General features: G+C 74.3%; 25 protein-coding genes. All 25 read left to right on the top strand.

Annotated features, from left to right (window positions below; translation table 11 throughout):
• Position 1: 1 nt before the first annotated feature.
• The 25 genes from fliE (at position 2) to ACUN9U_RS12990 (ending at position 24,626) form a co-directional block, all read left to right on the top strand.
• A complete protein-coding gene (gene fliE / locus ACUN9U_RS13110; RefSeq protein WP_445485440.1) occupies positions 2-406 on the top strand; it encodes a flagellar hook-basal body complex protein FliE in 405 nt (134 codons plus the stop codon).
• The gene (gene fliF / locus ACUN9U_RS13105) at positions 406-2,007 is read left to right on the top strand and encodes a flagellar basal-body MS-ring/collar protein FliF (RefSeq protein ID WP_445485439.1); all 1,602 of its coding nucleotides are present in this window, start codon (positions 406-408) and stop codon (positions 2,005-2,007) included. Before fliE ends, fliF begins: the two co-directional genes overlap by 1 nt.
• Before the next feature lie 6 nt (positions 2,008-2,013).
• Positions 2,014-3,045, top strand: coding sequence for a flagellar motor switch protein FliG (fliG, locus tag ACUN9U_RS13100; protein ID WP_445485438.1), 1,032 nt, complete (start codon positions 2,014-2,016; stop codon positions 3,043-3,045).
• The gene (locus tag ACUN9U_RS13095) at positions 3,029-3,727 is read left to right on the top strand and encodes a FliH/SctL family protein (RefSeq protein ID WP_445485437.1); all 699 of its coding nucleotides are present in this window, start codon (positions 3,029-3,031) and stop codon (positions 3,725-3,727) included. Before fliG ends, ACUN9U_RS13095 begins: the two co-directional genes overlap by 17 nt.
• Entirely contained in the window at positions 3,724-5,133 is a 1,410-nt protein-coding gene (locus ACUN9U_RS13090; protein WP_445485436.1) for a FliI/YscN family ATPase, read from the top strand. The genes ACUN9U_RS13095 and ACUN9U_RS13090 overlap by 4 nt, the downstream gene beginning before the upstream one ends.
• Positions 5,134-5,182: 49 nt before the next feature.
• The gene (locus tag ACUN9U_RS13085; RefSeq protein ID WP_445485435.1) at positions 5,183-5,713 is read left to right on the top strand and encodes a flagellar FliJ family protein; all 531 of its coding nucleotides are present in this window, start codon (positions 5,183-5,185) and stop codon (positions 5,711-5,713) included.
• A complete protein-coding gene (locus ACUN9U_RS13080) occupies positions 5,710-6,729 on the top strand; it encodes an NlpC/P60 family protein (protein ID WP_445485434.1) in 1,020 nt (339 codons plus the stop codon). Before ACUN9U_RS13085 ends, ACUN9U_RS13080 begins: the two co-directional genes overlap by 4 nt.
• 1,067 nt (positions 6,730-7,796) lie before the next feature.
• Positions 7,797-8,414, top strand: coding sequence for a flagellar hook-length control protein FliK (locus ACUN9U_RS13075; RefSeq protein WP_445485433.1), 618 nt, complete (start codon positions 7,797-7,799; stop codon positions 8,412-8,414).
• 65 nt (positions 8,415-8,479) lie between these two features.
• Positions 8,480-8,965: a flagellar hook assembly protein FlgD gene (locus ACUN9U_RS13070; protein WP_445485432.1), complete on the top strand. Its 486-nt coding sequence runs from the start codon at positions 8,480-8,482 to the stop codon at positions 8,963-8,965.
• Positions 8,966-9,103: 138 nt separating this feature from the next.
• The gene (locus tag ACUN9U_RS13065) at positions 9,104-10,420 is read left to right on the top strand and encodes a flagellar hook protein FlgE (protein ID WP_445485431.1); all 1,317 of its coding nucleotides are present in this window, start codon (positions 9,104-9,106) and stop codon (positions 10,418-10,420) included.
• Between the two features lie 137 nt (positions 10,421-10,557).
• A complete protein-coding gene (locus tag ACUN9U_RS13060) occupies positions 10,558-10,869 on the top strand; it encodes a flagellar FlbD family protein (RefSeq protein ID WP_445485430.1) in 312 nt (103 codons plus the stop codon).
• A complete protein-coding gene (locus tag ACUN9U_RS13055; RefSeq protein ID WP_445485429.1) occupies positions 10,869-11,639 on the top strand; it encodes a motility protein A in 771 nt (256 codons plus the stop codon). Before ACUN9U_RS13060 ends, ACUN9U_RS13055 begins: the two co-directional genes overlap by 1 nt.
• A complete protein-coding gene (locus ACUN9U_RS13050; protein ID WP_445485428.1) occupies positions 11,639-12,592 on the top strand; it encodes a flagellar motor protein MotB in 954 nt (317 codons plus the stop codon). The genes ACUN9U_RS13055 and ACUN9U_RS13050 overlap by 1 nt, the downstream gene beginning before the upstream one ends.
• 8 nt (positions 12,593-12,600) lie before the next feature.
• The gene (locus tag ACUN9U_RS13045) at positions 12,601-13,149 is read left to right on the top strand and encodes a flagellar basal body-associated FliL family protein (RefSeq protein ID WP_445485427.1); all 549 of its coding nucleotides are present in this window, start codon (positions 12,601-12,603) and stop codon (positions 13,147-13,149) included.
• 81 nt (positions 13,150-13,230) lie between these two features.
• Positions 13,231-14,184: a flagellar motor switch protein FliM gene (locus ACUN9U_RS13040; protein WP_445485426.1), complete on the top strand. Its 954-nt coding sequence runs from the start codon at positions 13,231-13,233 to the stop codon at positions 14,182-14,184.
• A complete protein-coding gene (gene fliN / locus ACUN9U_RS13035) occupies positions 14,181-14,945 on the top strand; it encodes a flagellar motor switch protein FliN (protein ID WP_445485425.1) in 765 nt (254 codons plus the stop codon). The genes ACUN9U_RS13040 and fliN overlap by 4 nt, the downstream gene beginning before the upstream one ends.
• A 7-nt stretch (positions 14,946-14,952) precedes the next feature.
• Positions 14,953-15,471 carry a flagellar biosynthetic protein FliO gene (locus ACUN9U_RS13030; RefSeq protein WP_445485424.1) on the top strand — a complete coding sequence of 173 codons (519 nt, stop codon included), beginning with the start codon at positions 14,953-14,955 and terminating at the stop codon, positions 15,469-15,471.
• On the top strand, positions 15,468-16,214 hold the full coding sequence (fliP, locus tag ACUN9U_RS13025) for a flagellar type III secretion system pore protein FliP (protein ID WP_445485423.1): 747 nt from the start codon (positions 15,468-15,470) through the stop codon (positions 16,212-16,214). Before ACUN9U_RS13030 ends, fliP begins: the two co-directional genes overlap by 4 nt.
• Entirely contained in the window at positions 16,214-16,486 is a 273-nt protein-coding gene (locus tag ACUN9U_RS13020; RefSeq protein ID WP_445485422.1) for a flagellar biosynthetic protein FliQ, read from the top strand. The genes fliP and ACUN9U_RS13020 overlap by 1 nt, the downstream gene beginning before the upstream one ends.
• A gap of 13 nt (positions 16,487-16,499) precedes the next feature.
• Positions 16,500-17,351, top strand: a complete 852-nt coding sequence (locus ACUN9U_RS13015) for a flagellar biosynthetic protein FliR (protein WP_445485421.1) — start codon at positions 16,500-16,502, stop codon at positions 17,349-17,351.
• Positions 17,348-18,493, top strand: coding sequence for an EscU/YscU/HrcU family type III secretion system export apparatus switch protein (locus tag ACUN9U_RS13010; RefSeq protein ID WP_445485420.1), 1,146 nt, complete (start codon positions 17,348-17,350; stop codon positions 18,491-18,493). The genes ACUN9U_RS13015 and ACUN9U_RS13010 overlap by 4 nt, the downstream gene beginning before the upstream one ends.
• A gap of 185 nt (positions 18,494-18,678) precedes the next feature.
• Positions 18,679-19,626, top strand: coding sequence for a hypothetical protein (locus ACUN9U_RS13005; RefSeq protein ID WP_445485419.1), 948 nt, complete (start codon positions 18,679-18,681; stop codon positions 19,624-19,626).
• Positions 19,627-19,814: 188 nt separating this feature from the next.
• Positions 19,815-21,860: a flagellar biosynthesis protein FlhA gene (locus ACUN9U_RS13000; RefSeq protein WP_445485418.1), complete on the top strand. Its 2,046-nt coding sequence runs from the start codon at positions 19,815-19,817 to the stop codon at positions 21,858-21,860.
• The gene (locus tag ACUN9U_RS12995; protein WP_445485417.1) at positions 21,835-23,904 is read left to right on the top strand and encodes a hypothetical protein; all 2,070 of its coding nucleotides are present in this window, start codon (positions 21,835-21,837) and stop codon (positions 23,902-23,904) included. Before ACUN9U_RS13000 ends, ACUN9U_RS12995 begins: the two co-directional genes overlap by 26 nt.
• A complete protein-coding gene (locus ACUN9U_RS12990) occupies positions 23,901-24,626 on the top strand; it encodes a PilZ domain-containing protein (RefSeq protein ID WP_445485416.1) in 726 nt (241 codons plus the stop codon). Before ACUN9U_RS12995 ends, ACUN9U_RS12990 begins: the two co-directional genes overlap by 4 nt.
• The last annotated feature ends 11 nt before the right edge of the window (positions 24,627-24,637 follow it).

The following is a 24,637-nucleotide window of genomic DNA, read 5'->3' as shown; positions in this document are numbered from 1 at the left end:
CGTGGCCGGCATCCTCCCGCTCGGCGCCGGCGGAAGCTCCGCGCTCGAGCAGTACGCCGCCCTCCTGAAGGGCGGTGCCGCTGGCGCAGCAGGCGCCGGCGGCACCGAGAGCACCTCCGGCACCGACGCCCTCGCGGCGGCGGCGCAGGCGCTCACCGGCGCGTCGCGCACCACCTCCACCGGATCCACCGGCTTCGCCGCGACGCTGGCCTCCAGCCTGGAGGGCGTCCAGGCGCTGCAGTCCAAGAGCAGCGCCCTCGCCGTCCAGGCCGCCACCGGTGACCTCAACGACGTCCACGACTACACCGTCGCCGCCGCCGAGGCGAGCATGGCGACCCAGGTGACCGTGGCGCTGCGCAACAAGGCCCTCGAGGCGTTCTCCGAGATCATGAGGATGCAGTTCTGATGCCCCCGCAGCTGATGGCCCAGCTCAAGAAGCTGGGCGCCCAGGCCAACGGCATGTCCCTGGGCCAGAAGGTGCTCGCCGTCATCGGCATCGGCGTCCTGCTCCTGGGCGGCTCGGCGTTCTACGCCTACGCCTCCAAGCCCGACATGGTGCCGGTCTCCAGCGGCGTCTCCGACGCCGACGCCGCCGACATCACCGCGGCGCTGTCCGGCGCCGGCATCACCAGCGAGTACTCCGGCGGTGCGGTCAGCGTGCCCGCCGCGCAGGCCTCGACCGCCAAGATGACCATCGCGGCCGCGGGCCTGCCCAAGCAGAAGAGCGGCTTCGCGCTGCTCGACGAGCAGGGCATCACCGCCACCCAGTTCCAGCAGAAGGTGACCTACCAGCGCGCCGTCGAGGGCGACCTGGCCACCACCATCGAGCAGCTGGACGGGGTGCAGTCGGCCGTCGTGCACCTGGCCGTGCCGGAGGACACCGTCTTCACCGAGACCAAGGAGCCCACCAAGGCCTCGGTGCTCATCGACACCGGCATCAGCAAGGCCACCGACGACCAGGTCAACTCGATCATCCAGCTGGTCTCCTCCTCGGTGCCCAACCTCGACCCGATGCAGGTCACGGTCTCCGACGCCAAGGGCGAGCTGCTCTCCGCAGCCGGCCAGGGCGCCGTCGGCCAGGGCGACGAGCAGACCGCCGCCTACGAGACCAAGACCCAGTCGACGATCCAGGCGATGCTCGACAAGACCCTCGGGCCCGGCAAGGCGATCGCCTCGGTCAACGCCACGCTGAACTTCGACAAGACCAACCGGATCTCGACGACGTACACCCCCAGCGGTGCGCTGCCCAGCTCGCAGACCACCAAAGAGGAGGTCTACAACGGCGGGACCGCCGGCGTCGGCGGCGCCCTGGGCGCCAACGGCGTCCTCGGGGTGGACGGCACCGACCCGGCGGCGGGCGCCGGCACCACCACCGGCGCCGGGGGGTACTCCAAGAAGGAGAACACCCAGGACAACGCCAACAACACCGTGGTGGACAACACCGTGGTGGCCCCCGGCGCCGTCCAGCGGCTGTCCGTCGCCGTCATGGTCGACCCGACCGCGCTGGCCGGCATCGGGCAGCAGAACCTGCAGCAGACCGTGGCCGCGGCGGCGGGCTTCGACCAGGCGCGCGGTGACCAGGTGGTCATCACCCCGGCCACCTTCGACACCTCCGCCGCTGACGCCGCCGCCAAGGACCTCGCCGCTGCGAAGGCCGCCGAGAAGAGCGAGCAGCAGTGGGCCCTCATCAAGCAGGGCGCCATCGCCCTGGGCGTGCTGCTCCTGGCCATCGTGCTGCTCATCGCCTGGCGCCGGGCCGTGAAGAAGAACAAGCGCGAGGCCGTCGACCTCGGCGAGCTCGAGCGCCTCTACCCCGAGGGTCCGGCCGGCCCGCCCGCGCCGATGACCGCGCTGGCCCCGGCCGCCGACGACTCCCACCTGCTCGTGGCGCCGGAGCCGGAGCCCGAGGCCCTGCGACGCCAGGAGTTCGGCCAGCTGGTCGACACCCAGCCTGCCGAGGTCGCCAACCTGCTCCGCGGCTGGCTCGCCGCCTCCAAGAAGGGCTGACCCACGATGCCCACCGGCCTCGCCCTGCGCTCCGTCGCGAGCCTCACCGGCCCGCAGAAGGCGGCCGTGCTGCTCGTGCAGCTCGGTCCCGAGCGCTCCGCGCTCCTCATGTCCCAGCTCGACGCCGAGGAGGTCGAGCTCGTCAGCGCCGAGCTCATGCGCCTCGGCGAGGTCGACCCCGAGCTGGCCGACGAGGTGCTCATCGCGGGCTTCAGCGAGCTGGTGGGTCCGGCGGCCCTCGGCCAGGGCGGTCCCGGCTTCGCCAAGGCGATGCTCGAGGCCTCCCTGGGCAAGGAGGCCGCCGGGGAGATGATGGACCGCCTCAGGAGCGGTGATGAGAAGCAGCCCTTCCTCTTCCTGGAGGAGGCCGACACCCGCCAGATGGTGTCCTTCCTGCAGGGGGAGACGCCGCAGACCATCGCGCTGGTGATGGCCCACCTCAAGGCCCACCAGGCCTCCGGGGTGATGGCGACCCTGCCCGCCGCCGTGCAGGCCGACGTCGCCCAGCGCATCGCCACCATGGAGCGCACCTCGCCGGACGTCATCGGCATCGTCGCGGAGTCGATCCGCCGCAAGGCCGGTGCCGTGCTCACCGCGCAGGTCGACGAGGCCGTCGGCGGCGTCCAGCCCCTCGTGGAGATCATCAACCGCGCCGACCCCGGCACCGCGAAGCAGCTGCTGGAGGAGCTCGCCAAGCGCGACCCGGTGCTGGCCGACCAGGTGCGCGCGTCCATGTTCACCTTCGAGGACATCCTGTCCCTGGAGGACAAGGCGATGCAGCTGGTGCTGCGCGAGGTCGACGCCGGCACGCTGGCGGTGGCGCTCAAGGGCGCCCGCGACGACCTGCGCGACAAGATCCTCAACAACGTCTCCGCCCGGGCCAAGGAGAACCTGCTCGAGGAGATGGAGCTCATGGGCGCCGTCCGCCTCTCCCAGGCCGAGGAGGGCCGCTCCGCGGTGGTGGCCGCGATCCGCCAGCTGGAGGAGTCCGGCCAGATCACCATCCAGAGGGAGTCCGACGATGAGTACGTCGCCTAGGCCCCCGGCCAGCTCGGCGGCGGTCTTCACCCCGCTGCCGAGCAGCCGCGCCGGGGTGGACTCCTCCGCCACCGCCGCCGCCTTCGCCTCTCACGACGTCGCGCACGCCTCCCAGGCCTCCGGCTACGCCGCGGGCTGGGCCCAGGGCGTCGCCGCCGCCGCGGAGGAGGAGCGGCGCGTCATCGCCGCGCTGCAGGCCCGCGCCGCCGCCGAGCGCGAGGCGCTGCGCGCCCAGGTGGTGCAGGCCATCGCCTCCCTAGGGGCCGCTGCCGACGAGCTGCGCGCCCGCACCACCCCCCAGCTGGACGCCGTCGCCGACGCCGTCGCCATCGCCGTGGTCGACCTCGCCGAGGTGGTCATCGGCCGGGAGATCGCCGACGACGGGATGCGCGGCCTCACCGCGCTGCGCCGCGCGCTCGACGCCGCCCCCACCCACGCCGACATCACCGTCAGGCTCAACCCCGACGACCTCGCGGTGGTCGAGGAGATGCACGCCACCGAGGGCCTGCTCGCCCTCGCCGACGGGCAGGTCACCGTGCTGCCCGACCCCCGCCTGGCGCCGGGCGACGCCTTCGCCGAGTTCCCCGGCGGCCTGGTCGACGCCCGCACCGACACCGCCCTGGCCCGCATCCGCGGGCAGATGCGCGGTGCCGCCCGCCCCGCGCAGGAGGCCCGCGCATGACCGCCCTGGACCACATGACGCCGCGCGACCCGGCCGCCGCAGCTGCCGCCGGCGTCCCCGGCGTCGCGCTGCCGGCCATCCTGCGCCGCGCCGCCGCCGCGGGCGCCCCGCAGGTCACCGGCACGGTCCGCCGCGTGGTGGGCCTGACCATCGAGGCGGCGGGCCTGCGCGCGCCCGTCGGTGACATCGTGCGCATCCTCACCGGCGACCTCACCACCACCGGCCAGGGCATCGACGCCGAGGTCGTCGCGGTCGCGCCCGACCACGTCACCTGCATGCCGCTGGGCACGCCGCCGGTCGGCCAGGGCCTGCGCGCCGGGCAGCCGGTGCTCGCCCTCGGCCGCAGCCAGCGCGTGCCGGTCGGCATCGGCCTCCTGGGCCGCGTGCTCGACGGCCTCGGCCGCCCGATCGACGGGCTCGGCAAGGCGCGCGCCACCGCCTGGGTGCCGATCGACAACCCCGCGCCGGACCCCATCAAGCGCGAGCGCATCGACACGGCCATGGGCACCGGCGTGCGCGCCCTGGACGCCATGACCCCGGTCGGGCGCGGCCAGCGCATCGGCCTGTTCGCCGGCTCCGGCGTCGGCAAGTCCACGCTGCTGTCGATGATGGCGCGCGGCACGCAGGCCGACGTCAACGTCATCGCCCTCATCGGCGAGCGCGGCCGCGAGGTCCGCGAGTTCATCGAGGACGACCTCGGCCCGGAGGGCCTGGCGCGCTCCGTCGTCGTCGTCGCCACCTCCGACCAGCCGCCGCTGGTGCGCCTGCGCGCGGCGATGGTGGCCACCACCATCGCCGAGCACTTCCGCGACCTGGGCATGGACGCGCTGCTGATGATGGACAGCCTCACCCGCTTCTGCATGGCCCAGCGGGAGATCGGCCTGTCGGTGGGGGAGCCCCCCGCCACCCGCGGCTACCCGCCGAGCACCTTCGCGCTGCTGCCCCGCCTGCTCGAGCGCGCCGGCACCGGCGCCACCGGCTCCATCACCGGCATCTACACGGTGCTGGTGGACGGCGACGACCACAACGAGCCCATCGCCGACGCCGCGCGCTCCATCCTGGACGGGCACGTGGTGCTCGACAGGGAGCTGGCCACGGCCGGGCACTTCCCCAGCATCGACGTGCTCGGGTCGGTCTCGCGCGTCGCCTCCCGCGTCACCACCCGCGAGCAGCGCGGCCTGGCCACGCACGTGCGGCGCCTCATGGCCGCGCGCCGCGAGGCGCAGGACCTCGTGGACGTCGGCGCGTACGTGCCCGGCACCAACCCGCTGACCGACGCCGCCATCGGCGCGCGCGCCGACATCGACGCCTTCCTGCGCCAGGACGTCGAGGACCGCACCTCCCCCCAGGACGCCTGGGACGCCCTGGCCGACGTCGTGGCGCGCCACCCGGTCGCCGGCGCCTGAGCGCGCCGACCACCCACCAGCCCGCACGGACCACGGAGAGGAGACGGCGGTGAGCCGCAGGTTCCGCCTGGAGCAGGTGCTGCGCGTGCGCCACCTGCAGCGCGACATCGCCGCCGCTGCGGCCGGCGCCGCTGCCGCGCGCACCGTCGCCGCGCGCACCTGCTCCGAGGACGTGCTCGAGGAGGCCGCGGCCCAGAGCTTCGCCGACCACGGCAGCCCCGAGAGCTTCGCCGCCGCGGTCGCCGCCCGCAGCGCCAGCAGCGCGCGCTACCAGGACGCGCTCGCCGCCCTGGAGGAGGCCGAGGCCGCCGCCCGCGCCGCGCAGGCCGCCTACACCGCCGCGGAGGGCCGGGCCAAGGGGCTGCAGCGCCTCGCCGACCGCCACGAGCAGGCGCAGCGGGCCGCCGACCTCAAGGCCGACCAGGCCGTCATCGACGAGCACGCCGGCCGCGCTCGCGGGCGCACCACCGGCGTGCAGGGGCCGGCGCACCTCGGGCTGGGCTCTGGGCTCGACTCCGAGGCCGTTCCTGCCGATGACTACTCCGTGAGAGGGAACGAACCGTCCGGCGGCGGCGCATGACGGCCGTCACGGGAGCCCCCGCCCCGGCCCAGGCGGCCATCGCGCAGGTGCAGTCGCGCATCAGCTCGTTGCAGCAGCGCATCGCCGCCCTCACCGGGAGCCCGCTGGGCGCGAGCGGGACGGCCACGACGAGCACCACCTTCGCGGGCACGCTGGCGCTGGCGCAGTCGCAGCTGGACGGGCAGGCACCGTCATCGGCGGGCGGCAGCGGAGAGGCGATCGTCACCGACGCGAAGAAGTACCTCGGCGTGCCCTACGTCTGGGGCGGCACCGATCCCGAGAAGGGCCTGGACTGCTCCGGGTTCACCCAGCTCGTGATGCGGGAGAACGGCATCACGCTGCCCCGCACCGCCGCCCAGCAGGCGAAGGTCGGCACCGAGGTGCCGTCCCTGGCGCAGGCGCAGCCCGGTGACCTCGTGGTGCTCGAGGGTGGCTCGCACATCGGCATCTACGTCGGTGAGGGGCAGATGATCCACGCCCCCAAGGCCGGCGACGTCGTCAAGGTCTCCAAGGTCTGGGAGACGCCGATGACCATCCGCCGCATGACGACGGACGCCTCCAGCGGCGCGGGAGCCGGGCCGCTGAGCGCCGTGCTGCGCTCCTCCGTGCTGGGCCCGAGCAGTGCCTCCGGCGCCACGGGCGCCGCCGCCTACCAGGGCCTGTTCGACGCCGCCGAGGCGCGCTACGACCTGCCCGACGGCCTCCTCTCCGCCGTGGCGAAGACCGAGTCGAGCTACGACCCCAGCGCCGTCAGCCCCGCCGGCGCCCGCGGCCTCATGCAGCTCATGCCGGGCACTGCCCGCGAGCTCGGCGTGGACGCGCACGACCCGGCCCAGGCCGTCGACGGCGCCGCACGTCTGCTGGCCCAGCACCTCGACAGGTTCGGCTCGCTGCCGCTTGCGCTCGCCGCGTACAACGCCGGCCCGGGCAACGTCACCAAGTACGGCGGCGTGCCGCCGTTCGCGGAGACCCAGGCCTACGTGCGCAAGGTCGCCGCGGCCATGCCGGGTGCCTGACCCGCCCCGCACCGCACCGCTCCTCCGCACTCCCAGCACCGCGTCCCCCGTCCGCTGCACCCCCCGATGCCCCGGAGCACCCGATGCCCCTGAACGTCACCGCAGCCAGCCTCGTGCCCGTCGCCGCCCCGGCCGCCCCCGCAGCACCGACCGAGCAGGACGGCGACGGAGGCTTCGCCGACGTGCTCGCCCGCCAGCAGGCCGGTGACGCGGATGCCTCCACCGCGCCCGCCACCGCGACAGCGCCAGTGCCCGCTGCCCCGGGCACCGACGAGACCGCTCCGCCCGTCGTCGACGTGCTCTCCACCGTCGTCCTCCCGGTCGCGGCGGCCACCCCCTCCGCCGTCGCCCTCTCTCCCGCACCCTCCCCGGGAAGTGCGCTTCCCGACCCGGCCCTTTCCGCACCTGCCGCGGGAAGTGCGCTTCCCGACCCGGCCCCCTCCGCACTCGCCGCGGAAAGTGCGGAGGGGGCAGTCGCGGACAGCGGCACGTCGGCGCCCCCAGCGTCGGAGTCGGGTGATGACGACGCCGCCCAGCACGCCACGGCAGCGAGCACGACGCTCGCCTCCCAGGCGCTCGCGGCCATGGTCGCTCCGGTCCAGCAGACCGTCAGCACCTCCGCATCTGCGGCTGAGCTCCCGCCCGTGACCGGCGTCGAGGGTGCTCCCGCGGCCTCCTCCGCGCCCACCAGCGGTGTCACGGCTCCCGGAGAGGAGCCGAGCGAAGCACTCACCGAGCAGCGGAGCGACCAGAACGACCCGCCCGGTCGGCGAGTCGGCCAGCAGGCCGAGCAGCCGGGTCGACGAGTCGGCCAGCAGACCGATCAGCCCGGTCAGCGAGTCGGCCAGAAGGCCGAGGAGCCCGGTCGGCGGGTCGGCCAGCAGGCCGAGCGGCCCGATCAGCGACTCGGCCAGCAGGTCGAGCATCGCCAGGGACAGACCGATCAGTTGACGGATGGGGGAGCGGTCGCCGCTGCTGCGCCGCTGGCCGGCGCCCCTCACCTCCGCGCAGCCACCGCCGATCGGCAGACCCCTGTCGCGGACCCGTCCACCCCCACCCTCCCGCCGGTGCCCGCCGGTCCTCCACCGCTCACCGCGCCCGACTCGGGCGTCGTGACCGCGGGCGCTGCGCCAGCCACCGACGCGCCGTCGCCCGCCTCGCCCACTCCGACCGCGCCGGTCGTCGCGCCGAGCACCCAGAACCCGCCGCCGCCCGTCACCTCGGCCACCCCGGCGGCTCCGGTGGCCCCGCCGGTGCTCGTCGCCCAGCCCGCCCACGTCGCTGCCCAGCTGTCGCCGCGGCTCGTCGCGCTGGCCGGCCGCAGCGCGGGAACCCACCGCCTCACCCTCGAGGTGAAGCCGGAGGCGATCGGGTCGGTCACCGTGGTCGCGCACATCCGCCCCGAGGGCACCCGCATCGAGCTGGTCGGCGCCAGCCCCGCCGCCCGCGACGCGCTCCAGGCGTCGCTGGACGACCTGCGCAAGGACCTCGCCGCCACCGGCTCCGGCGCCTCCCTCGACGTCAGCCTCGGCAGTGGCGCGGCCTCCCGGCAGGGGCAGGACCGCGCCCCGCACAGCTGGTTCAGCGCCCGCTCGGCCGGCCGCGTGGACGACGGCGAGCGCGTGGTCGACCTCGCCCCGGCCCGGCTCAAGGTCGGGCCCGGACGTGTCGATGTCCTCGCATGAGGGGCGCACCAGCGCTCCCCACCCCGTGAGCTCACCGAGCTCCACCGCCATCCCAGGAGGTACGTGTGGCTGACGCCATCGGCACCACTGCGACGACGGCGACCCGCTACGCCTTCCAGTCCGGCAGCCGGGTCTCCGAGGACAAGTCCAACCTCAAGAACGAGGACTTCCTGCAGCTGCTCATCAAGCAGCTGCAGAACCAGGACCCGAGCTCCCCGATGGACTCCAACGCGATCATGCAGCAGACGGCCACCCTGTCGTCCACGCAGACGATGCAGGAGATGATCGAGGTCCAGCAGGAGCAGTTCGCCCTGCAGATGCGCGTGAGCGCCTCCGGCATGGTCGGCCAGACGGTCACCTACACCGACGACCTGGGCAAGGCCCAGTCCGGCGTCGTGACCGCCGCCTCCTTCGCCAAGGGCACGCCGGTCCTGGCCATCGGCGGCGCCGCGGTGAACCTCGACTCCGTCTCCGGCATCACCAAGGCGGCCCCGGCCGTGAGCTCCTCCACCGCCTCGTCGAGCACGACGACGGCGCCCGCGTCCAGCTGACGCGCTCCCCGACCCACAACCCAACAACAACTGAAGACGCGGCCGCGAGGTCGCACCCCGACGGAACGCCCCATGGCCACGGACGGCACACGGCACCGCGACAGCACTCCGCTGCGCGCCCCTTCCCAGGAGGACCCTGTGCTCCGTTCCCTGTACACCGGCATCAGCGGCATGCGCTCGATGCAGACCATGATGGACGTCACCGGCAACAACATCGCCAACGTCAACACCACCGGCTACAAGGCCTCGAACACCGTCTTCGAGGACACGCTCTCGCAGACGCTGAGCAACGCCGCTGCGGCCGCGGGCGCGAAGGGCGGCCAGAACCCCGCCCAGGTCGGCCTCGGCGTCCGCGTCGCCGGCATCACGACCAACTTCACGCAGGGTGCGACCCAGTCGACCGGGCGCAACAGCGACATGCTGATCGACGGCGACGGCTTCTTCGTGCTGAACAACAACGGTGCGATGCAGTACACCCGCAACGGCGCCTTCAACGTCGACGGCACCGGGACGCTGGTGAGCCTGGGCGGCGCCAAGGTCCAGGGCTGGATGGCCGACCCGACGGGGGTGACGAACTCCGCCGGGACGCCGGGCAACATCTCGATCCCGACGAGCCAGACGATCCCGGCGTACGCGACGCACAACCTGACGATGTCCGGCCGGCTGGACAACACCGTGGACGTCGTCGAGTCGACGACCACGCCGGGCACCTATGAGAAGAAGAGCGACTTCATCCAGTCGTTCACCTACAAGATCATCGACGCGAACGGCGTCAGCGTCCCGCTGGACGTCAAGATCACTCCCAACCTCGCCGACCCCAGCAGCAACTCGGGCCTGATCGGCAGCTGGACGATGGAGCTGTCCCAGAACGGCAACCCGGTGGGTGACGTCACCTTCGACGGCACGGGTGCCGCGATGGCCGGCGGCGTGGGTGAGCTGCGCGCCGGGGAGAAGCTCGAGCTGGTCGGCTTCCTCGGGGCCGACGGGGTCGACTTCGCTCCGCAGCCTGTCGTCGACCTGTCGAAGATCTCGGTCGCCGCACGCAGCGACATCTCGATGTCGGACGTGACGGTCTCCAGCCAGGACGGCTACACCGCGGGGGCTCTCGTCAGCTGGAAGGTCGGCCCCGACGGCGCCATCGTCGGCGCCTTCGACAACGGCCGCTCCCAGGAGCTCGGCCGCATCGCCGTCGCGACCTTCGACAACCCGGCCGGCCTGGACAAGCAGGGCGGCTCCACCTACCAGGCGACCTCCAACTCGGGCCTGCCGAACGTCGGCGTGGCCGGCGACGGCGCCCACGGCTCCCTGGTCTCCGGCGCCCTGGAGATGTCCAACGTCGACCTGGCGCAGGAGTTCACCAACCTCATCGTGTCCCAGCGCGGCTTCCAGGCGAACAGCCGCGTCATCACCACCTCGGACTCGATGCTCGAGGAGCTCGTCAACCTCAAGCGCTGACGCGCCCGTCCGGGTGGCGGTGAGCGGCGCCGCCGCCACCGCCACCCGGACCCCTCACCGGAGGCGCGCCAGCGCCGATGGAGCAGGTGGCGGCGCCCACGGAAGGGCGTCGACGAAGACTCTCAAGGACGGTCGCCATGATCCTCGTCACGCGCTTGACCGGGGCCGCGTTCGCGGTGAACCCCGACCTGCTCGAGCGGGTCGAGGCGACCCCCGACACGGTCCTCACGCTCATCGACGGCACCAAGTACCTCGTCGCGGAGTCGGTCGGCGAGGTGATCGAGCTGGTCCGCGACTACCGCGCCAGCGTGGTCGCCAGCGCCCGCAGCCTGCGCGAGCCCGTCAGCGCCGTCCCCGCCCCGGAGCCGTGCTCCGAGGGGCGCCCCGAGCTGCACGTCGTCCCGGGCCTGCGCGTGGTCTCGCGCCAGTCCGCTCCTGAGGAGGTCTGATGGATCCCGCGACCCTCATCGGGCTCGCCCTCGCGTTCGGCGGCATCCTGCTGGCGATCATCCTCGAGGGCTCGAGCCCCATGTCCGTCATCCTCATCCCAGCGATGACCCTGGTCATCGTCGGCACGCTCGGCGCGACGCTCGCCGGCTCCCGCATGGCCGACCTCCCCTTCATCATCCAGGGCACCATCAAGGCGCTCACGGGCAAGGCGACCAACCCCACCAAGACCATCGAGACCCTGGTCAAGCTCGCCGAGACCGCGCGCCGCGAGGGCCTGCTGGCCCTGGAGGACGCCGCCAAGGACGTCGAGGACCCCTTCCTCAAGGACGGGCTGCAGTCGGCCATCGACGGGGCCGACCCCGAGGACCTCCGGGAGATGCTCGAGGCGAGGATCGCCACGAAGAAGTCCACCGACAAGATCGCCGCCGGCTTCTGGGGCACGGCGGGCGGCTTCGCGCCGACCGTCGGCATCATCGGCACCGTCGTCTCGCTGGTGCACGTGCTCGAGAACCTGGCCGACCCGACCAAGCTCGGTCACATGATCGCCGCGGCGCTCGTCGCGACCTTCTGGGGCCTGCTCTCCGCCAACATCATCGCCCTCCCGCTGTCGGCCCGGCTCAAGCGGCTCTCGGAGACCGAGTGCGCGCAGATGGAGCTGGTCGTCGAGGGCCTCATGGCCGTCCAGGCCGGCGCCAACCCCCGCCTGGTCGCGCAGCGGCTGCGCAGCCTCGTCCCGGAGGCGAAGGCCAAGGCCAAGGAAGCCGCCTGATGTCAGGGCACGGCGGCAAGCGCGGCAAGAAGCACGAGGAGCACGAGGAGCACGAGAACCACGAGCGCTGGGCCGTGTCCTACGCGGACATGATGACGGTGCTCATGGCCCTGTTCCTGGTGCTGTTCGCGATGAGCAACGTCGACCAGAAGAAGTACCTCGAGCTCAAGACCTCCCTCGCGGAGGGCTTCGGGCAGGAGGTGCTCCCCACGGACGGCGGCTCCGGCGTCGTCGACGGCTCCACCCAGACCCCTGTCGACGTCGGCTCCGGCGCGATGAGCGGCTCCAACGCGGCCTCCGACACCCAGATCAGCAGCACGCAGGGCAAGGCCGCCGAGGACGCCGCCAAGGACGTCGACGACCTCAAGCGGCTGCAGCAGCAGGTGGAGGAGCAGCTGCGCCAGCAGGACCTGCTGGAGCAGGTGACCACCACCGTCACCGAGCGCGGGCTGGTCATCAGCGTGGCCGCCAACAACGTCTTCTTCGCCAACGGCAGCGCCACCATCGAGCCCGCCGGCCTGCGCGTGCTGGACGTCGTCTCCCCGCTGCTGCTTGGCAACGACCGGCAGATCGCCGTGGAGGGGCACACCAACAACCTCGCCATCAGCGACGGCCGCTACGCCAACAACTGGGAGCTCTCCGCCGCCCGCGCGACCTCGGTGCTCCTGCGCCTCGCCACCGACGGGGTGCCCACCGACCGCCTCCGCCTGACGGGCATGGCCGACCAGCACCCGCTCTTCCCCGACGACGACCCGCGCGCCCTGGAGGGCAACCGCCGCGTCGACATCGTCCTGCTCGCCAAGGCGCCCACGGCCGAGGAGGCCGCGACCAGCGCCGCGGTCAGGGCCGCCAGCGAGGGCGCCGCGCCGTCGGGTGTGAAGCCCTCCGCCGACGTCGGCGCCGTCCCGCACCTCGCCGCCGAAGCCGAAGCGGCCCCCACCGGCCACGACTGAGACCGCCCATGACCGAGACGCCCACCCGCCGCGCCCAGGACCCCCGCCCGAGCACCTCGACCAAGGACAGGACGCCCGCCATGGCCACCGCCACCGCCACCGCCGAGACCGCGGCCCCCAAGAAGAAGGGCCCCAGCAAGCTGGTCCTCATCCTGGTCACCGTCATCGTGCTCATGGGTGCCGGCGGCGCCGCCTACTTCCTCGTGCTGGCGCCCAAGGCGCCGCCCACCGCCGAGGAGCAGGCCGCCGCCGAGGAGGCCGCCGCCAAGGCCGAGCTGGGCGAGGTCACCGCGCTCGACCCCATCAGCGTCAACCTCGCCGAGGGCCACTTCCTCAAGATCGGCATCGCGCTGCAGCAGAGCAGCTCGGTGGCCGAGGGCGTCAACGGCAGCAAGGCGCTGGACGCCGTGATCGAGACCTACAGCGGCAAGCCCATGGAGGAGATCAGCAGCCCCGAGGGCCGCGACGCCACCAAGGCCGAGCTGGTGGAGAAGGTCAAGGAGGCCTACGACGACGAGGTGCTGGACGTGTACCTCACCCAGTACGTCATGCAGTGACCTGACGGTCGTCTGAGCCGGACCGCAAGAAGGTCCCCCGGACGGCTCAACTCCGTCACCCGTCCTGCCGACAACTGGTCTGTGACCGTCCAGACCCCGAGCGCAGCGCCCGGCCGCCGCAAGCGGCGTCGCGGCGTGGTGAGCCCGTACGACTTCACGCGGCCCACCGCCCTGGCCCGCGAGCACACCCGGGCCCTGGAGGTCTCCTTCGAGGCCTTCGCCCGGTCCTTCTCCACCACGCTGCTGACCCGCCTGCGCCAGACCTGCACCGTGGTGTGCACCGGCGTGGGCGCGCGCAGCTTCGAGGACCACCTCGCCACCACCCCCGCCCACGGCGCCTTCCTCACCTTCCGCACCGAGGCCGGCGGCCCCAGCGGCCTGGTCGTGCTCGAGGCCGCCACCGTCATGACGGCGCTGGACTTCCTCCTCGGCGGCCACGGCGTGGTCGAGGCGGCCGTGCTGGACCCCGAGCGCGAGCTCACCGACATCGACGGCCGGCTCATCGAGAGCCTCACCAGCCGCCTGCTCGCCGACCTCGGCGCCGCCTTCCACAGCACCGTGCCGATGGCGCCGGTGCTGTCCCAGGTCGACCAGACCTCCCAGTTCCTCACCTTCGCCAACCCCGCCGACGTCGTCCTCGTGGCCGGGTTCACCATCGCCCTCGGCGAGGACGCCGAGCCGGCGGAGATGTCGGTGATGCTGCCGCTCAACCCCGTCCTGGCGCGCCTGACCGAGGCCCGCGGCGACGACGACGGCACCGAGGAGGAGCGCCGCACCAGCGCCCAGGCCGCCGACGTGCTCTCCCGCACCGTCCCCGAGCTGCCCGTGGACGTGTCGGTCCGGATGACGCCGATGTCGCTGTCCGTGCAGGCCGTCACCGCGCTCGCGGTGGGCGACGTCCTGCACCTGCCCCACCCCACCGCCCGCCCCCTCGACGTCGTCACCAACGACGTCGCCCTCGCCCGCGCCGTGCCCGGCACGAGCGGCACCCGCCTGGCCTGCCTCGTGGTGAACCCTGATGAGGAGACGCGATGACCACCCCCACGGACGCCCGCACCGACGGCGCTGCCGTCCAGGCCGCGCAGAGCGCGCTGCTGGCGGCGGCGGCCGTCGCCGCCGAGCAGCTCCCCTCCAGCGCCACGCTGGCCGTCGGCCCCTCCGACGGCTCGCTGGCCCCCACCGCTGACGGCACCGCCGTGTCGGCAGCCTTCACCGGCGCCGTCTCGGGCAGCCTGGTCGTCATCGTCGACCCCTCCCTGGAGGAGGCGCTCGCCGGCGCGGAGGGCGGCCCGCTGCCCGTGGTCGACGCGATCGCCCCGGCGCTGCGCGCGGCCGTCACCGCGATGGGCCCCTCGGTGCCGGGCGCGGTGCAGGCCGTGGACGTGGCCGCCGCCGTCGCCGACCCCGACGCGCTGTGGGTGCCGCTGGTGGACGCGAACTCCGCCGCGCAGGAGGTCGTGGTCTGGGTGGGCCTGCTGCTCGCCCAGACCGCCATCCCCTCCGGCGTCCCCACCGGCCCGGCCGTGCCGGTCCAGAACGCCGCCGGCCGCGCCGGCATGGCGCTGCTGCGCGGCGTGGAGATGGTGGTCACGGTGGAGCTGGGCCGCACCCGGATGTCGGTGAAGGACCTGCTGGCCCTCACGCCCGGCTCCGTGGTCGAGCTCGACCGCGCCGCCGGCGCGCCGGCCGACCTGCTGGTCAACGGCCGGCTGCTCGCCCGCGGCGAGGTCGTCGTCGTCGACGAGGACTACGGCCTGCGCATCACCGAGATCGTCGAGCCCGGCGCGGAGGACTGAGGAAGCCATGGGCTCCACCGACATCCTGCCCCTCGTCGTCCGCGTCGCGGTCTCCCTCGCGCTCGTCCTCGGCCTGGTCTACGCGCTCCAGCGCGCCGCCAGGCGCCGCGGCGCCGGCCGCACCGTGGACGCCTCCCGCTTCACGGTGCTGGCCCGCCAGTCCCTGACCCGCTCCGCCGGCGTCTCGGTGCTGCGCGTCGGCGACGACGCCCTCGTGGTCGGCGTCACCGACACCCAGGTGCAGCTGCTGGCGCGCCTGCCGCTGGCCGACTTCGAGCGGCCCGCCGCCTCCGCCGACGTCGTCGAGCTCACCGCCACCGAGGCGGTCCCCGCCCCCGCGGCCGGCGTCCGCGAGGTGCGCACGCCCGTCACCACCACCGGGTTCACCCCGGCCGCCGCGCCCGCCCGGGCCGTGGCGACCGTGGGCGCCGCCCCCCAGCGCAGCGCGCTGGCCGGCTCGGCGCTGTCCCCGGCCACCTGGACCTCGGCGCTCGAGGTGCTCCGCGAGAGGACGACCCGGCGATGATGACCGCCCTGCTGACGGCAGGGGCCGCGGCAGGGCCCGCTGGTCCCGGCGGACCGACCGGGGCCCAGGGCCCCGGGGGAGCCGGCTTCACCGTCGCCGTCAACGGCATCGACGGGACGCCCAGCACCTCGATCGTCCTCATCCTCGCCATCACCCTGCTGTCGGTGGCGCCCGCGCTGCTGCTGATGATGACGGCCTTCACCAAGATCGTCGTCGTCCTCAGCATCACCCGCAACGCCCTCGGCCTGCAGGGGGTGCCGCCCAACCAGGTGCTCGCCGGCCTGGCGCTGTTCCTCTCGCTGTTCGTCATGGCCCCGGTCATCACGCAGATCAACACCGACGCCGTGCAGCCGTTCCTGGACGGCAGCATCACCCAGGGCCAGATGTTCGAGGCCGCGGCCGAGCCGCTCAAGCAGTTCATGCTCCACCAGACCCGTCAGCAGGACCTGGCGCTCATCACCCGCGCCGCCGACCGCCCGAACCCGGCGAACCCGGCCGACGTCCCGCTGACCACGCTCGTCCCGGCGTTCGTGCTCTCCGAGCTGCGGGCCGCCTTCATCATCGGCTTCGTCGTCTACGTCCCGTTCCTGGTCATCGACATCGTCGTGTCCTCCGGGCTGATGGCGCTGGGCATGATGATGCTCCCGCCGGTGACCGTCTCGCTGCCCTTCAAACTGCTGCTGTTCGTCATGGTCAACGGGTGGGGCCTGGTCGTGACGGCCCTGGTGGGGAGCTACCGCTGATGGACGCCGCCGTCATCGACATCGCCGTGCAGGCGATGATCATCGCCGCGAAGCTCGCCGCGCCGATGCTGCTGGTCGCCCTGTCGATCGGCTTCATCGTCTCGCTGTTCCAGTCGGTCACCCAGATCCAGGAGCCGACGCTGTCCTTCGTGCCCAAGGCGATCGGCGTCGCCGTCGTCCTGGTCCTGTCGGGCAGCTGGATGCTCGCGGAGATGAACGAGTTCACCACCGGGCTGTTCGAGCGGATCCCCGCACTGCTGGCGATGGGCTGAGAGGAGGGGACCCGTGGAGCTGCCCACCATCGCGCTGACCACCGTCGCCGGCCACCTGCTCGTGCTGCTGCGGGTCTCCGCCTGGCTCGCCATCGCCCCGCCGTTCTCCCACAAGGCCATCCCCAACCAGGTCAAGGTGCTCCTCGCGCTGGGGATCACCCTGGCCGTCGGCTCCTCGATGGACTTCACCGCGCTCTCGCTGTCCACGGCCGACCTCGTGCTCGCGGCGCTGTCGCAGGTGCTCGTCGGGGCCTCGCTCGGCTTCCTGTGCTACCTCGTCTTCTCCGCGGTGCAGGCGGCGGGCAACCTGCTCGACCTGTTCGGCGGCTTCCAGGCGGCCACCGCCTACGACCCGCAGATGGAGACCGGCGCCGCCGTCTTCGGCCGGCTCTACCAGATGACCGCCGTGGTGCTGCTGTTCGCCTCCGACGGCTACCTGGTCATCTTCCACGGCCTGGTGCAGACCTTCCGCGTGCTCGGGCTGCAGGAGCAGGTCTCCTCCGCGCTCCTGGCGCGCCTGGTGGTCGAGGGCACCACGCAGATGTTCCTGTCCGCGATCCAGATCGCGGGCCCGCTGCTGGCGGTGCTCTTCCTCACCGACGTCGGCCTAGGCCTGCTGACCCGCGCCGCGCCCGCCCTGCAGGCGTTCTCCCTCGGCTTCCCGCTGAAGATCCTGGTGACGCTGTCGCTGGCCGCCATGACGGTCGCCGCGCTGCCCTCCGTGGTCGACGCGATGGCCGACCAGGCCGGCACCCAGACCGCGGCCACCGCCACCGCCGGGGACGACGCCGGTGCCGCTGACGCCGCCACCAGCTTCCTGCTGGGCGCCGCCGGCACGCCGGCTGACCGGGCGGTCGCCCCGTGAGCGCGGGAGGTGGCGGCGGGGAGAAGACCGAGAAGCCGACACCGAAACGGCTCTCAGAGGCCCGCAAGAAGGGCCAGATCGCCCGGACCCCCGACCTGGGCGCGTGGGCCGGGCTCGGCATCATCGTCGCGATCATCCCGGTGGTGGTCGGGCCCACCCGCGAGCGCCTGCAGGTGCTGCTGGAGTCCCTCGACGCCGTGGCGGCCGACCCCGAGCCCGCGCTCATGGTGAAGGCCCTGGCCGACGGCGGGGCGGCGGTCGTGCCGGCCGTCGCCCCGCTGCTCGCCGTCGCCGTGGTCGTCGCCGTGGTGGCCTCGGTGGGGCAGGGCGGCTTCGTGCTGGCCACCCAGGCGGCCAAGCCCAACTGGCAGCGCCTGGACGTGCTCAAGGGCGTCAAGAACCTCTTCAGCGCCGTCAACCTGTGGCAGCTGGTGAAGTCCCTCCTCAAGACCGCGCTCATCGGCGCCGTGCTGTGGATGACCGTGCAGGGCCTGGTGCCGCAGCTCATGGCCGGCGGCGGGCTCTCCCTGGCTGGGACCATGGCGGCCACCACGTCGGGCGCCGCCTCGCTGGTGCGCACCGCCGTGGTCGCCGGCATCGTGCTGGCCGCCGTCGACTTCGCGGTGCAGAAGGCCAAGACGTCCAAGGACCTGCGCATGACCAAGCAGGAGGTCAAGGACGAGCACAAGACCAGCGAGGGCAACCCGGAGATCAAGGCCGCCATCAAGGGCAAGCAGCGCGCGATGAGCCGCAACCGCATGATGGCCGCCGTCGGCGAGGCCGACGTCGTCCTGGTGAACCCGACGCACGTGGCCGTGGCGCTGAAGTACGAGCCCAGCCGCGGCGCGCCCCGCGTGGTCGCCAAGGGCTCCGGCCACCTCGCCGCCCGCATCCGCGCCACCGCCTCCGAGGCCGGCGTGCCGCTGGTCTCCGACGTCCCCCTGGCCCGTGCGCTGTACGCCGCGTGCGAGCTGGAGCAGGAGGTGCCGATGCACCTCTACGTCGCGGTCGCGCAGGTGCTCGCCTTCGTCATGGCGCTGAAGAAGCGCGGCTCGGCCTCCGGCCTGCACGCCAACCCGGCGCCGGTCGAGGTCGAGGTGCCCGACCACCCGCTGCTGCGCGGCCTGCCCTCTGCGGGCTGAGGGGCGGTTCGTCCGCACTCGCCGACGCAGATCGTGGCGTTCGGTGGCTGAGTGGTGCCGCAGTGACCGACCGATCGCCAAGATCTGCGTCTCGTCCGCCCACAGGCCCTCCGCTGGAGGTCCCGGCCCACAGGCCTGAGGGCGACGACGACGCCCAGCGCCCGGGCGCCGCGAACCTGCGGCGCGTGGAACTCCTCTTCGACACCTCGCTGCCACCGCTGCTGACGCAGCTCGCCCGCGCCCAGCGCGGCGTCCTCAGCACGGACCAGCTGCTGGCGTCAGGACTCACCCGCGCGCGCCTGCACGAGGTCGGGCGCCGCGACGGCTGGCGCACGCCCCTGCAGGGGACGCGCATGGTGGCGGTGCACACCGGGCCGGACGCGTCCAACGACCTCATGCGGGCCTGGAACCAGGCCGCGGCGCTGGTGCTGCCGCACGCGGTGCTCGGCGCGGACAGCGCCGCGGTAGAGCTGGGCGTGGTCGGCGTGCCGCGCTGGGACGGCGTGACCGTGGTGGTCCCACCGGGCCGAGAGCTCCGGGCCAGGCCGGGGCTGCGGGTGCACGTCCGGTCGCTCGCGGCTGACCACGTCGTCGCGCCGCGGGGCCTGCGCGCCACCTCGCTGGTGCGCACGCTGGCCGACCTCGTGCCCGCCGTCGACCGGCCGACCGCACTGGCGGTCCTCGACGGTGCGCTGCGGCGCGGTGCCACGCGAGCCCAGCTGGCGGCGGCGCGGCAGCTGGCTCGTGGACGCTCCGGCTGGCGCCAGGTCGACGACCTGTGGGAGCTGGCCGACCCGGACGCCGAGTCACCGCTGGAGAGCCGGGTGCGCCTGCGCATGGTCGACGGCCACCTCGCCCCGGACCGGCTCCAGCAGCGGCTGCGCGACGCTGCGGGCCGGGTGTACGCCCGCCCTGACATGACCATCGACCCTGCGCGCCGGCGGCGCCCTGAGCGCGGACCGCTCTTCGTCGAGGCCGACGGGAGGGGACCTCACGGGAGCCCGGGGGCGGCGTTCCGAGACCGCGACAAGGCCAGCGACGTGCTGGCCAGCGGCGGCGACGTCGAGCGCTTCACCTGGGACGACACCTTCGACCCGATGCGGATCCCCTGGCGGTTGCGCCGGGCGCTGTGACGGCACGCCGCTCGCAGATCTTGGCGATCGGTCGGCGCTGGCACCGTCGCTGACCGACCGATCGCCAAGATCTGCACCCCTGCGCGGCACGCGGCCTTCCGGGCCAGCCGCCAGCACCCCTCGCTGCTCCAGCCGGGTGGTCACCCGATCGGCTCAAGGCGGCGGCCTGCACTGCCGATGCACCCCCCGTGGACTTCCGCCGCGTGAGCACCCTGGCCCTGCCGGTGGGCGTGATCGGCATCATCCTGCTGCTCGTCGTGCCGCTGCCGCCGCTGCTGCTGGACTTCCTCATCGCGCTGAACATCGTCATCGGCCTGCTGGTGCTGATGACCGCGATGTACGTGCAGCGTCCGCTGGACTTCTCGATCTTCCCGAGCGTCCTGCTCATCGCCACGCTGTTCCGGCTCGGCCTGAACGTGGCCAGCACCCGCCTCATCCTGCGCGACGGCCACGCCGGCGACGTGATCCACGCCTTCGGCGACTTCGTCGTCGGCGGGTCCATCGTCATCGGGCTCGTGATCTTCACGATCCTCGTCGTCATCCAGTTCATGGTCATCACCAAGGGCGCCGAGCGCGTCGCCGAGGTGGGCGCCCGCTTCACCCTCGAGGCGATGCCCGGCAAGCAGATGGCCATCGACGCCGACCTGGCCGCCGGCCTCATCGACGAGGACACCGCCCGCCAGCGCCGGGCCGACGTCACCGCCGAGGCCGACTTCTACGGCGCCATGGACGGTGGTGCCAAGTTCGTCAAGGGCGACGCGATCGCCGGCATCATCATCATCCTGATCAACCTCATCGGCGGCTTCGCCATCGGCATGCTGCAGCGCGACATGGACGCCTCCGACGCGCTGCACACCTACTCGATGCTCAGCGTCGGTGACGGCCTGGTCACGCAGATCCCGGCGCTGCTGATGTCCATCGCCACCGGCATCATCGTCACCCGCGCCACCTCCACCTCCGACCTGGGCACCGACGCCGCCACCCAGCTGCTGCGCAACAAGACCGCGCTGCGCATCGCCGGCGTCGGCGGCCTGACCCTCGCGCTCATCCCGGGCCTGCCCAAGCTGCCGTTCCTCGTCGTCGGCGGCGGTCTGCTGCTGCTGGCCCAGCGCATCAAGCCCGAGGCCGCCGCTGCGGACGCCGCCGACGAGGTCGACCCGCTGGCGCCCGCGGCCGAGACCCCCGAGCAGCTCATGCAGCAGATGCGCGTCGACCCCCTCGAGATCGTGCTGGCCCCCGACCTCGTGGACATGGTCGACACCGCCTCCGGCGGCGACCTGCTCGACAGGGTCCGCGCCCTGCGCCGCAAGATCGCCCTGGAGCTCGGCATCGTCCTGCCCCCGGTGCGCACCCGCGACTCCCTGGACCTGCCGATGTCCTCCTACGCCGTGCGCATCTCCGGCGTCGAGGTCGGCGTGGGCCAGGCCCCGCCCGGCAAGGTGCTCGCCCTCGGCGACGACCTGGAGACCCTGCCCGGCGTGGTCACCGTCGAGCCGGTCTTCGGGCTGCAGGGCAAGTGGGTGCCCGCCGAGATGCGCCACCAGGCCGAGCTCACCGGCGCCACCGTGGTCGACCGCGCCTCGGTGCTGGTCACCCACCTCGCCGAGATCGTCCGCAAGAACGCCCCGCGCCTCATCTCCCGCGAGGACGTCAAGACCCTGACCGCCTCCCTCAAGAGCACCGACGCCGCCGTGGTGGAGGAGCTCGTGCCCTCGCTGCTGTCCCTGGGCGAGGTGCAGCAGGTGCTGCAGTCGCTGCTGGAGGAGGGCGTCGCCGTGCGCGACCTCGGCCGCATCTACGAGGGCCTGTCGCTGCGCGCCAAGGGCGGCGCCTCCCACACCGACCTGGTCGAGGCGGCCCGCGCCGCGCTCGGGCCCGCGGTGGCCGCCCCCCACGTGCAGGACGGCGTGCTGCGCGTGCTCACCCTCGACCCGCTGCTGGAGCACCAGTTCGTGGAGACCCTGCGCATGACCGACTCCGGTCCGCAGCTCTCGATGGACCCTGCGCGTGTCGAGCGCGTCGTGGACGAGGTGGCCCGTAAGGTCCGTCATGTCGAGGACGCTGGGTGGTCTCCCGTCCTGGTGTGCGCCCCGGCGCTGCGGGCCCCGCTGCGTCGCGTCGTGTCGCTGACCACCCCCGGCGTCGCTGTCCTGTCCTACTCCGAGGTGTCGGGCCCCGGGATGGTCGTCGAGACGGTGGGGGTCGTGAGTGGCGCCGAAGCAGTTGCTGCTTGAGGGCCCCGCCATCGAGCCGCTCCTCGAGAAGGTCTGGGCCGAGCACGGCGCCGACGTCAAGATCGTCAAAGCCGAGCGCGTGCGCGTCGGCGGGGTCGCGGGCTTCTTCGCCCGCGAGCAGTTCGAGGTGACCGTCGAGGTCCCCGACCCCGCCCCCGGCTCCGGCTCCCCTGATCGGCCCGCCGGCAGTCCTACGACGACGACTGCCGCCGCCCGGCCCGCTCCTCCCGCCCGCGCGCCGCGCCCGGCTCCTCCCGCGCCGGCCTCCACCGCGCCGGCCGCGGCCCCCTCGGCGGGCGGGCTCGAGGCGCTGCTGGCCGCGGCCGAGCAGCAGGACGGCGACGGACGGCCCGGCTCCGGCCGGGGCCCCGCCGCCCGCCGCCCCGCCGCGGACCCGTCGCCGGCTCGCGCGCAGGCGCCGGCGGCCGCCGGTGGGCTCGAGGACGACTTCGACGCCATCTTCAGCGCCGTCACCGGCGGGGCGCCGCTCAGCCCCGCCGCCCGCGCCGTGGCCGAGGCCTTCGCCGCCGCCCCGGCGGGCGCGCCGGCCCCGACCGACGAGGACCCGTGGGTCGACGGACCGCCCCCCGGCAGCACGCCCCGCTCGCGCCGCGCCCTCGTCGGGCGCCTCGCGCAGGGCCCGGCCGCCGGCCGGGAGCACCCCGAGCCGCCGCTGGACCAGCACCCGCTGGAGCACCACGACGACGCGCCCCAGCAGACCACCGCAGCCGCGGCGGTGCTCCCGGACACCCCCGTGGTCGAGCCGTGGCGCGCGCCCTGGGAGACCGAGGAGGCCCTCGGCGCCCGGCCCGGACCCCACCGGGGCGCCCCGGCCGCCGGGGTCGAGCCGCACGACGCCGAGGAGCCGTCCGGCCACGCGGCCGAGCAGCTGTCCCCGGGGGCGCCCGACCTCGTGCCCGCCACGGCCGCCGCCCACGAGCGCGCCGCGAGCACCACCGCCATCGCCACCGCCGCGCCCCCCGCGCCGGTGCCCGGGCTGCGCGCCTCGCCCATCGCCCCCTCCCCGGCCGCGACGCCCGCGCCGCTGCCCGCCCCGCTGACAGCGGCGGTGACCGCGCCGGCCGCGCTGCCGCGCCGCGTCGGGCGCTCCTTCGCGCCGCTGCCGGCCGGCCCCCAGGGCTCCGGCTACGCGCTGGAGCGCAGCGCGGTGCTGCGCTTGCCCGAGACCGACCCGCGGCTCGCGCCGCTGGCGCCGCTGGTCGAGGCCCTCTCCGCCGACGACGGCGCCTGGGCGCCCAGCCTCGCCGGCCCGCCGTCCGCGGTCCCGGTCCCGATGGCTGCCCCGCTGCCTGCCCCGCTGCCTGCCCCGCTGCCGGCCCCCGTCCACGAGCCCGCCCCCGACCGCCGCTCCGCCGACCGCCTGGCCCAGCGCCTCGCCGCCCTCGGGGTGCCCGTGCCGTGGCTGTGGGACCTGCCGCCGGGTCGCTCGGCGGCGCTGCGCGAGCTCGCTCGCCGCATCGGCAGCGTCCCGGTGCGCACGAGCAGGGCGCCGGTGGCCGACCCCGTCGTCGTCGTCCTGGCCGACCTGGAGGACGCGCTGCCGGTCGCCCACCACCTGGCCACCGGCATGGGGCTGGGCGAGGAGGACGTCGTGGTCCTCGGCCGCCGGGTGCGCGGGGTGGCCCCCGAGCGCTGCCTGCCCTCCCGCCAGGAGCTGCACGAGGCCGCGCAGGACGCCCGCGCCGAGCGCCGCGCGCTCGTCGTGGTGCTGCCCGCCCCGATCGGCGCCGCTCCGCCGGTCCGATCGGCGCTGGCCGACACCCTCGAGCAGCTGGCGCCCGACGAGGTGTGGGCCGTGGTCGACGCCACCCGCCGGCTGGACGACACCGCCGCCTGGCTGGCCGCGGTGGCCGGCGACCGCGGCGTGGACGCCCTGGCGCTGACCAACACCGACGTCACCTCCGCCCCCGCGGCCGCGCTGGCCCTGCCCGCTCCCGTGGTGCTCGTCGGGGACCGCCCCGCGACGCCGGAGACCTGGGTGTCCCTGCTCGCCGCCCGCCTGGCCGCGCAGGAGCTGCGGTGAGCCCCGCCCGCGACCGCACCCCGCCGCCGCGCCGCGAGGTCGACTGGCCGCCGCTCGGCAGCCCCGCGCGCCTGGTCGAGGCCGGGCAGGACCGCCCGCGCGCGGTGGTGGTGGAGGACGTCGACGGCGACGCCGTGGCCGTGTCCGCCCCTGTCCCGCGCCGGGGGGAGCTGGAGCCGCCCCGCGAGGGCGACCCCTTCGAGCTGAGCTGGCCCGGTCCCCGTGGCCTGGTCGCGGTGCCGGTGGTGCTGCGCGGCCGCGTGCGCGAGGGCGTGCCGCTGTGGTGGCTGCAGGTCGCCGGGGGCGCCGACGTGCGGCAGCGCCGCAGCTTCGTGAGGGCGGGCGCCAGCCTGCCGTTCCCCGCGCGCGTGGTGCTGGAGTGGCAGCTGCCCGAGCCGGGCAGCGCGGCCGGTGAGCTGCAGGACCTCTCCGAGGGGGGCCTGCGGGCGCACCTGCGCGGCGGCGACGGGCCCGACTGCCCCGAGGGCGCGGCGGTCGCCGTGCGCCTGACCCTGGTCGACGTCGCCCACGGCGCCGCCGACGCCGTGGAGGGCGTCGAGGTCACCGAGCACGAGCTGTTCGGCACCGTGCTGCGCTCCGGGCGGCTGCCCCAGGACCCCGACGCCTGCGAGCTGGTCGTCCAGCTGCACCACGACGCCGCGCAGGCCGACGCGCTGCGCCGGCTGGTGTTCACCTGGCAGCGCCGCGCCCGGCGCGCCTGACCCCTCGGCGC

The sequence above is a fragment of the Quadrisphaera sp. KR29 genome, assembly GCF_052644995.1.
Note: the sequence above shows the minus strand (reverse complement) of the source record. Positions and strands in the feature narration are given on the sequence as shown.